The 9,516-nt window shown below is 68.8% G+C and carries 6 protein-coding genes and 1 pseudogene; 3 read left to right on the top strand and 4 right to left on the bottom strand.

The genetic code is table 11. The features are described 5' to 3' along the window. The 3 genes and pseudogenes from AC1D1G_RS36055 to AC1D1G_RS36045 form a co-directional block, all read right to left on the bottom strand. Positions 1-554, bottom strand: a pseudogene (locus AC1D1G_RS36055) (hypothetical protein); the annotation flags it as partial. Between the two features lie 207 nt (positions 555-761). After that, the gene (locus AC1D1G_RS36050; RefSeq protein WP_477955864.1) at positions 762-1,751 is read right to left on the bottom strand and encodes an ATP-dependent DNA ligase; all 990 of its coding nucleotides are present in this window, start codon (positions 1,749-1,751) and stop codon (positions 762-764) included. 167 nt (positions 1,752-1,918) lie between these two features. Next, a complete protein-coding gene (locus tag AC1D1G_RS36045; protein WP_280784267.1) occupies positions 1,919-2,272 on the bottom strand; it encodes a hypothetical protein in 354 nt (117 codons plus the stop codon). Between the two features lie 325 nt (positions 2,273-2,597). Here AC1D1G_RS36045 and AC1D1G_RS36040 point away from each other — a divergent pair, with 325 nt between their 5' ends. The 3 genes from AC1D1G_RS36040 to AC1D1G_RS36030 all read left to right on the top strand — a co-directional run bounded on the left by AC1D1G_RS36040 (position 2,598) and on the right by AC1D1G_RS36030 (position 7,037). Further along, the gene (locus tag AC1D1G_RS36040; protein ID WP_283353165.1) at positions 2,598-3,308 is read left to right on the top strand and encodes a thioesterase II family protein; all 711 of its coding nucleotides are present in this window, start codon (positions 2,598-2,600) and stop codon (positions 3,306-3,308) included. Further along, positions 3,305-4,135, top strand: a complete 831-nt coding sequence (locus AC1D1G_RS36035) for an SDR family oxidoreductase (protein ID WP_283334217.1) — start codon at positions 3,305-3,307, stop codon at positions 4,133-4,135. Before AC1D1G_RS36040 ends, AC1D1G_RS36035 begins: the two co-directional genes overlap by 4 nt. 94 nt (positions 4,136-4,229) lie before the next feature. Continuing rightward, complete coding sequence (locus AC1D1G_RS36030; RefSeq protein WP_477955862.1) at positions 4,230-7,037, top strand: non-ribosomal peptide synthetase; 2,808 nt, start codon at positions 4,230-4,232, stop codon at positions 7,035-7,037. Here the strand turns inward: AC1D1G_RS36030 and AC1D1G_RS36025 are convergent. Beyond that, positions 7,013-9,516: amino acid adenylation domain-containing protein (locus AC1D1G_RS36025; RefSeq protein WP_477955861.1), on the bottom strand; the 2,504-nt coding region annotated here is incomplete at its 5' end. The two genes, AC1D1G_RS36030 and AC1D1G_RS36025, sit on opposite strands and share 25 nt — an antisense overlap.

Genomic DNA, 9,516 nt, shown 5'->3' with positions numbered 1-9,516 from the left:
TCGGGAAGGACCCGAGAAAGGGACAGGAAGATCCCGGTCATCGAGAGGCGAGGATCTCCCAGAATGGGGCCGGCCGGCGCGAGCCGCCCCAGCGCCAGACGCGGCGCCGCGACCAGGGCATGGGCGTAGAGAACACGGAGCAGTACCACGTTGAGAAAGAAGCGCTCCGGACGGCTCTCGGTACAGGCAAGGTCGCGATGGTCCAGGTAGGCGGAGGCAATGCTCGCATTGTGGGCCCGGTACCACGTACGTGCGGTCGGATCGGCAACGAACAGCATCCACAGATCGACCGTGTGCGAGGACGGCGTCCCTCCCATTCCGCCGCTCCGGGCGCCGGCCTCGCAGCCGTCGCGCATCAGCCGTTCGTTGACCGCTCGCCACCACGGACTGCCGGGCGGCATCGCACCGAGCGGCGCCAGCACGCCGCGACCGATCTGCCAGCGCATGAACGACAGTGCCGCCCGGCGGAACGGCAAGTGCCGGGGTGCGTTGCCGATCGGACCGTGATAAGTACGGGCGATCAGCGCGAGTCGAGCTGCAGGATCGTCACGCACAGCGTGGACCTGATCGACTGCCCACTCTGCGGCGGAACGTCGCGAACTCACGCTCCCTATTGTCGGACCCGCCGGTCCGAGGAGGAAGGGTGCGATTTCTACTCGGCCGCCTCGCCGGTCGGCCGCTGATCGGTTGCCGACACGGAGAGAGGTAACCGGCCAGGCCTGCCGAGGCGCCGAAGCCATCGTGCCGAGACACGCGCGGGACTACGGTAGCTCCTCGACGGTCACCCATCTCGGGTCTATCCCGGCCCGAAATCCCTTCCACGACGGATGGCGGAGCCGCCGGTCCAGGGTGAACTCGCGGTACTCGACGGTGCCGACGAGAATCGGTTCCACCCAGCGCGCGTGAGTGGCAAGCTCATCGGGAACATGATTGTCGAAGGGGCTGGTAGGGCGCTCGAGTGGCCGGAGCAGCATGAGCGTTCGGCGCCGGTGGGATTCGGTGAAGCCGGAGCCGACGTGCCCGACGAATATCAAGCCGACCTGGTCCGCGTGGGCACCGACGATYAGCGACCGCAGACCGCCGCGGCTGGTCGCTTCCCACCCGCCGACGACCACTTCGGCGCTGTTGCGTAGCGGAGTTTTGATCCAGTCCGGTGAGCGGCGTCCGGGGCGATAGGGCGAGGTCATTCTCTTGGCGACAATTCCTTCATGGCCGTGCGCGTCGGCCAACCGGAGCATGTCCTCGCCGTCGACGTCGACCCAGTGTGGCGGGACCTGCAGAGCCTCACCCTCCAGACCGAGGTTCAGGTCGGCCAGGAGTTGTCGGCGCTCGAGGTACGGCCACCGCAGGATCGGCGCCCCGCGGTGCACCAGCAGATCGAAGATGTTAAAGGCGACCGGTACGGCGCGCTGCAGCGCGGCCGGTGGATTCTGGATGGGGGTCCGCTGTCGGAGCAGGTCGAAGCGCGGTCGGCCGCTGCCGGCAGCGGGCGCGACGATCTCACCATCGACTGTTACGCCTCGGCCTGGTTTGATCTCGGAGAGTCCGGCGGCGATCTCCGGGTATGCGGCGGTGATGTCGGCGCCGTCGCGGCTGAACAGGTGCACCGCGGCCGGGGTGACGGTGGCGACGGCGCGTACACCGTCGAATTTCATCTCCACCGCCCAGTCGTCTCCACCCRGCGGTGAGCCGAGCGTCGCGAGCATCGGTTTCACCGGGCGGAGAGGTAGTGCGGGCTGATGGGCGGGCACAATGCTGATTCTCCCCCCTCGTTCTGCCCCGGCGCGGCATCGCCCGGATCGACGTCAGGTGGATGCCGATCACCCTCGCCACACTCCACATCCCGCCAGAACTGCCGACCCCAGCTATCTCAGCGATACGGTCGTCGGAGCACGCGACAAAAAGCCGCCCACCGACGCTAATCAGTGTTTCTGGCGTGCTGGCGGTGCCGCTCGCGGAAACGAGCGCGGTGCCGCTCGAGGACGACGACGTCGGTATCGCGGAGAGCCTGCCGTTGTCCGCGGGCGATGGCGTATCGCACGGCGGCACTGCGCCGCCGCAACATCTGTGCGTGGGTGGCTGCGAAGTCGTCGTCGAACAGAATCGCTGCGGCCTCGTCGCATTCGATCAGCACCCACTCGTACGCCAGCCGGGCCGGGGCAGCGTCGTCGAAGAACAACGGCATCACCGTGTCGTCGACCAGGTGGAAGGGAATGCGCGCGATTCGGTACTGGAGGCGGCCGAGCGCTCGTGCCGCGGCTGCGACTCCCATGCATTCGATGGTAAGTGGTACGACGTGCACGCGGTATCAATTCCGCTGCCTCACAGTCGGACCGGGTTCCTTGTGAGCGGCCCGCCGCTGAGCCCGCCGACAATTCCGCTGCTGAGGATCGACACGCAACCAGGTGTGCCGACAATCGACCGGATGGTGTAGCAGACAGTGGACACACTATGCGACCACGTCGAGCACACTGGGCAGCTCGCATGCTCCGCGGAAGTGCTGGCGGCTCTGCGCGGGCGAATTCCCACACCGGAGGGGAGCGCGGCCTAGGGTCGGAAGCATCCGGTCTTCGTCGGCGTCGTAGAAGGAGGTGACAATGTCACCTGCGACTCTGGTGTGTCTGCCGTACGCGGGGGTGGGCGCGTCCTTCTTCCGCGATTGGCAGAGTTGTGCGCCGCGTGGACTCGACATCCTCCCCGTGCAGCTACCCGGCCGCGAGGAACGCTTTGGTGAGGACCTGCTCACCTCGGTCGACGCCGCCGTCCACGACATTGCGCCGCGCGTGCTGCCGGTCCTCCGGGAGTCTTCCGAGGTGGCCGTGTTCGGGCACAGCCTCGGTGCGGTCCTGGCCTATGAGCTGGCGCATCGCCTGACCGCCGACGGAGGCGTCGCGCTGACCCGCCTGTTCGTGAGTGGATCGCCAGGTCCGGCGACCGTGCGGGAGATCCGGGCGTCGTCGTTGGCGGATGAGGAATTCCTCGACCAGGTGGGTGAGCTGGCCGGGTACTCCCACCCTGCGCTGGCGAACCCGGAACTGCGCGAGCTGCTGTTGCCCGTCGTCCGGGCCGACGTCGAGATGCACGAAAACTATCGGCCACCACCACATCCACCGCTGGACGTCCCGATCACCGCCCTCCGAGGGCGGGGTGATCACCTCGTCGGTGCCGCTCAGTTGGCGGAGTGGGCGGCGACGACGACCGCGGGGACGTCGGTGATCGAGGTCGACGGCGGACACATGTACCTGACCGAGCACCCGCACGCGCTGGTACGGCTGCTTGCCGCGCAGCTCGCCGAGGACGCTCGGTGAGCGCCGACCTCGCCGGAAAGACGGCCTTCGTGACCGGCGCAGCGCGGGGTATCGGCCGTGCCTGTGCCGTCGAGTTCGCGGCGGCTGGGGCCGATCTCATGCTCGTCGACATCACCCGGAATCTGGCCGGGGTGCCATACCCCCTCGGTTCGCAGAGTCAGCTCGACTACACCGCGGAGTTATGCCGCGAGCACGGTGCGACGGTTCTGACCCAGGCGGTGGATGTCCGCGAGCTCGCAGAGATCACGGCAGCGGTGCAGGTCGCCCACGAACGATTCGGTCGCCTCGACGTGCTGCTCAACAATGCGGGAATCGCCGCACCGTCCGGAAAGGTCGCGCACGACATCACCGAATCCGAGTGGCGTCTGATGATCGACGTCGACCTCTCCGGGGCGTGGCGGACCATCGCGACGGCCGGACGGATCATGGTCACCCAGCGCAGCGGAAGCATCATCAATGTCGCCTCGACGGCAGGGCTCGTCGGGTACCGCCACTTCGCCGGGTACGTTGCGGCGAAGCACGGCCTGGTCGGCCTCACCAAGGCCGTCGCCCTCGACTATGCGCCGAGCGGGGTCCGGGTGAATGCGCTGTGCCCGGGATCGGTGCGGGACAGCAGCGAGTACGAAGGGCGGATGCTGGCGGAGATCGCGCGCTCCCTGGGTGTCGGCGTCGATGAGCACGAGTCGGTTTTCGTGCAGGCCCAGCCGACCAACAAGCTCGTCGAACCCGGCGAGGTCGCGGCAGCGGCGCGGTGGCTCGCGTCCGACGATGCGCGTGGAGTCACGGGTGCCGTGGTGACGGTGGATGGCGGCTTCACGGCCCGGTGAGAACGATGAGTCCGTGTCCGCAGGCCCCAGTCGCCGCGCGTCTGTCGACTACGATTGCTTCATGCACCAATCTCCTTGGGGGAGGTCTGGACCGGTGCGCACGGCGTTCGGCCATGCGATGACGGTGCGGGTGCCCCGCGGAGTGAGCTCGGACATGCTTGCGGTGCGGTGGGGTACGGCGTCCCGTTGCTGGTGGGAGCGCGCGACCAGGCCGACGCGGCTATGGGTGGTGGATGTCCCGGCCGGTTCGGCGTCGGAGGAGGCACGACGCCGGCTTGCCGCCGAGTGCCGGCGGCCCGTCGCTGTCGATGGTCCGGCGGTGCGCGCCGTCGTGATGCRGTACCTCGACCAGGTGGCCGATCTGGTCGTGATTGCCGACCGCCGTGATCTCGACACTGCCTCGCTCACGCTCGTGTGTGACGTGCTCGTCGGYGCGCGCGACGCCGACACGGTGACCGCGAATCCCGTGGGTCGACATCGGCACGGTCGGGCACTGGGCGGATGGAGCGCGGAGGTACTGCGTTCCTCCCACCCGCTGGTCGCGGCCCGTGAGGATATGACGGCGACGGTGGCCRCTGCCGCCGCGGTGGTGACCGGTAGGCGTGACGACCTCTCCGCGGTGACGGTTCCGGTGTGGCGGGTCGACCGGACGCGGCCGCCACGAACGCTCGGCGGATTCGAGAGCTGGGTCGACCTGGCCTTCCACACTTCCCTGGACCGCACTCTGGCCGAGCTGGTCGAGGAAGTGAAAAGCTCACGGCAACATGAGGTCTCGTGGGACTTCGCGAAGAGTGGAGAAATGGGCAGTACGGCAACCGGGGTGCTGGGGACGGTTACGCGTGACTCCGGACGTGAGTACCTCCCCTGCCAGACGGCACCGTTTCCACTGACACTCGTACCGGTGGTCGACACCGGCGGGCGCGTCACACTGGAGGTCTACGCCGACCCGGTGACTGTGGACGCCGACACGGCGGCGCGGTTCGGGCAATGGGTCGCCCGGGTGGTGGACGGACTTCGCGACCCGTCACCGGGACGACGTCGTGTGTTCGGCGCGGCGGTGGCACCGGTGGGTGCCGGTGTGCGAGCGCCTGTCTCCGGCGGGAGGATCGAGGATCTCGTCGTCCGGCACGCTCACGAGCGTCCCGACGCGGTCGCGGTGACCCATGGCCGGYGCACATTGACTTACCGTGCACTCGAGGAGCAGTCGGCCTGGATGGCGCGAGGTCTTCACGATCGGGGAGTCGGCCCAGGGGACCGGGTCGGAATCTGTGTGGATCGGTCGGTCGACCTCGTCGTGACGATGCTTGCGGTGTTGCGCAGCGGTGCGGCGTTTGTTCCGATGGACGTGCGGCATCCTCCGGATCGGCTCGCATACACGGCGCGTGATGCCGGTGTCCGATTGGTCGTGACCGAGTTGGAGGGCGAAGTCCGGTGGGCCGGAGTACCGGCGGTGACGCCGGCGGAGTTGCCGGGATCGGTATCGGGCCCGGGTGAGGTGGATTGGGCTGTGGGAGGCGACGGCGCCCCCGCCTACGTGGTCTACACGTCGGGGTCGACGGGTCGGCCGAAAGGCGTGGTGATTCCGCATCGTGCCGTGCCGGCGCTGATGTCGGCCACCGCAACCGAATTCGCGCCGACTCCCGGGGACACCTGGTCAATGTTCCATTCGCCCGCCTTCGATTTCTCGGTGTGGGAGATCTGGGGCTCGTTGTCGACCGGTGGCCGACTCGTGATCGTGCCGTACTGGATCTCGCGGTCCCCAGTGGAGTTCCACACATTGCTCGCCGACGAACGCGTCTCCGTCCTCAGTCAGACGCCGTCCGCATTCGTCCTCCTGGCCGCGGCTGACCGGGATCTCGAGCCGCTGTCCGCGCTCCGCCTCGTCGTGTTCGGCGGTGAGACTCTCGACCCCCGGGTGGTACTGCCGTGGCTCGACCGGTATCCGGAATCACGATGCCGGTTGGTGAACATGTTCGGGACGACGGAAACCACCGTGCACGTCACCGCGCACACCGTGACGCGGCGCGACGCCCTGACCGGGTCGCGCACGGTGGGGAAACCACTACCCGGCTGGGAGACGGCGGTCGCGGACGAGTTCGGCGATCCTCTGCCGAACGGTCTGACCGGTGAGATCTACGTCGGCGGGGCCGGTGTCGCGCTCGGGTACCTCGACCGCGCCGGACTGACGGCCTGCCGCTTTGTCGCTGCACCCGGCGGGTCCCGCTGGTATCGCACGGGCGATCGCGGAAGAATTTGTGGCGACGGCAGCCTCGAGCATCTCGGTCGCGTCGACGCCCAGGTCCAGATTCGCGGGTTCCGTGTGGAACTCGACGAGGTGCGTTCCGTGCTCCTCGACGATCCCGTCGTCACGGCAGCGGCCGTGGTGCCCTCGGGAAGGTCGGAAGACCCGGCCGGAATCGCGCTCGACGCCTACGTCGTTCCGGGCGGGTCCGCTGCGGCCGGGGAGACGGAGACGGTCGCAGCGATACGCGAACGCGCGGCCCGATTCCTACCGGAGCACATGGTGCCCCGTTCTATCACCCTGGTCGACGCTTTGCCGCTCACCATCAACGGAAAGCTCGACGTGGCAAGGCTTCCCGATCCGGTCCTTCGGTCTCTGCCGCTCGATGTCGTCGAACCGCAGGACGGTGCCCCCCTCACTGATGGTGGAACAGCGCACATGCTCACCGACATCTGGGAGTCGGTGCTGGGAGTCCCGGTGTCGCTGGACGACAACCTCTTCGAGCTCGGAGGGAACTCACTGTGCGCGATCAAGGCCGACGGCATGATGCGGCGGCTCGGCCTTCCGGCCCTCCCGATGCGGGAGCTGTACCGGCACCCGAGCATCCGCGGAATCTGCGGCACTCTGGCGCGGCTCTACCCGCCCCGCCCGGATACGTAGTTTTCGACGAGCATGCCGATCGCACGTGCTGGTTTCGGTTGCATCATGTCGTTGTGTCCGCACTCGACGTGTTCTTCCTGCACGGTGCCGGTGATCGAGTCGCCCCATCCGTCGTCGACGGACGGCGCGCTGCCGGCGCGGGGACCGACGACCGCGGTGATCAGAAGCGCGTCCCCGCGAAAGACTCTCGGGGCGAATCGCGTCGACAGCCGGGTCGACCGGTCATATCCCTCGGCGATGCGCCGCAGCTGGTCTGCCGTCACGGCGGCTGCGGGACCGTAGGCCTCGCCGAGGCGGTCGTGGGCGTCGGAGTACGTGAGCGGTCGGGCGTCGTCGCCGGGTCCGACGTCGACCCCCAGCCCACGCAGAAGGTCGCCGACGTCCAACGGGTCGGGTTCCGCAGTCGGTTCGCCCACGTAGCTGTCCAGGAGCACGAGGGACGCGACCTCCTCACCCCGGTCCTGCAGCTCGGTGGCCATGGCATGCGCGATCAGACCGCCGAGCGACCAGCCGAGCAGATGATACGGTCCCGCCGGCTGGACGGCACGGACCTCGTCGAGGTATCGGTGCGCCAGGTCCTCGATCGAGTCGTAATCGGGGCCGCCGCCGAGGGAGGGCAACTGCAGTCCCCACACGGGCCGGTCCGGTGAGAGATGGCGCACCATGCCGGTGTATGCCCACGCCAGGCCCATCCCGGCGTGGACGCAGAATAGAGGTGCGAGCCGGTCACCACGGCGCAGCGGCACGACAACCCGGAGAGCTTCGTCGGTGGTGCCGGGCACTTCTGTGGCGAGGCGGGCCGCGAGCCCCGCGGGAGTGGGGTCCAGGAAGAGGGCCGGAAGCGGCACCGGCCGGCCCAAACGGAGCTGCAGGCCCGCGGCGACGCGGACCGCGGACAGTGACGTGCCGCCGAGCGCGAAGAAGTCGTCCTCCACTCCGATCGGGCGGTCCTCGCCGGTGTCGACGACTTCCGCGAAAGCCTCGACGACGGCCCGCTCCACGGCCGTAGACGGTGCACGGAATCGTTCGGGCCGGGGACCGAACTCGGGTTCGGGGAGGGCCGAGCGGTCGAGCTTGCCGGCCGGGGTGAGCGGCACCTCGTCGAGTACGACGACCGCGGCGGGAACCAGATACGGCGGAAGCTGCGCGGACAACGCCGTGCGCACCGCACTCGCGTCGACGTCCGCGCCGTTCGCACCGCGGACGTAGGTGACGAGTATCGGTTGCCCGTCCGGACCGGTTCGCCCGACGGTGGCCGCGAAACCGATGTCCGCGCGCGCCGTGAGGATCGAATCGACCTCGCCTGGTTCGACCCGGAATCCGCGCACCTTGATCTGGAAGTCGGTGCGGCCGAGGTGTTCGAGCGTGAGGTCGGGCCGGGTGCGTACCAGGTCACCGGTGCGGTACATCCGCGACCCGGGGGTGGCGAACGGGCAGGCGACGAAATGGGTCGCCGTCGTGGCGGGGCGAGCGTGGTAGCCGCGGGCCAGGCCGGGCCCTGCCAGGTACAGCTCACCCGGGGTTCCCGGGGGAACGGGATGCAGCCGGGCGTCGAGGACGGCGGCGGTGAACCCGCGGACGGGGCGCCCGATGGTGACGGGTTCCGCCGGTGCCAGTGGTTCACTGACATGCGACCAGATCGTCGTCTCGGTCGGACCGTACAGGTCGAGCATGCGTCGGCGGGGCGCCCATCGCCGGACCAGGTCGGTCGGGCACGGTTCACCAGCGACGGCGAGGACCCGCAGCGAGTCGAGTCCCGCCGGTTCGAGCGTGGCGAGCGCGGTCGGGGTAATGAACGCGTGGGTGATCCGCTCAACGGCGAGGATGTCCGCCAAGGCCGCCCCGCCGTAGGTCAGCGGGGGTACGAGCACGACCTGGGCACCCGCACAGAACGCCATCGTCAACTCGAACAGCGACGCGTCGAAACTGGGGGACGCGAGGTGCGAGACCCGCGCATCGGGCGTGACGTGGAGGTGGTGACGTTCTTGCTCGAACAGGTTTGCCAGACCCCGGTGCGACACAACCACGCCCTTCGGGGCGCCGGTGGACCCGGACGTGTAGATGAGATAGGCGGGGTTGTCCGTGCGCAGCGGAGCTGTGCGGTCGAGGTCGGTCACCGGCGTGGCAGGAAGGTGCCGCATCTGCGTCTCGAAGTCGGGATCATCGAGCACCAGCCACTCGACCGTGTCGGGCAACTGTGCGCGATACCCAGCGACGGTGAGGCCGAGCACAGCGCCGGCGTCGGCGAGCATATGGGCGATCCGGGTGGGCGGATACGTCGGGTCGACGGGTACCGACGCCGCACCCGAGCCGGCGACCGCCCACACGGCACGGACCCACGCGATCGACCGCGGCAATGCCAGGGCGACGAACCTTTCCGGTGCGGCACCCCGAGCGATGAGCAGCCGGGCGAATTGCGCGGAGTCGGCGCCGAGTTGGCGATAGGTGAGCGTGCGACCGGCATCGGACACGGCCACCC

Source organism: Rhodococcus sp. P3_B8, from assembly GCF_056402775.1.
The sequence above is the reverse complement of the archived record's forward strand: the minus strand, read 5'-3'. Positions and strand labels throughout refer to the sequence as shown.

Bases quoted from the DNA above. Each gene is read 5' to 3' on its own strand.
- AC1D1G_RS36045 (WP_280784267.1), bottom strand. From the start codon at position 2,272: ATGGGAGTCGCAGCCGCGGCACGAGCGCTCGGCCGCCTCCAGTACCGA.
- AC1D1G_RS36040 (WP_283353165.1), top strand. From the start codon at position 2,598: ATGTCACCTGCGACTCTGGTGTGTCTGCCGTACGCGGGGGTGGGCGCG.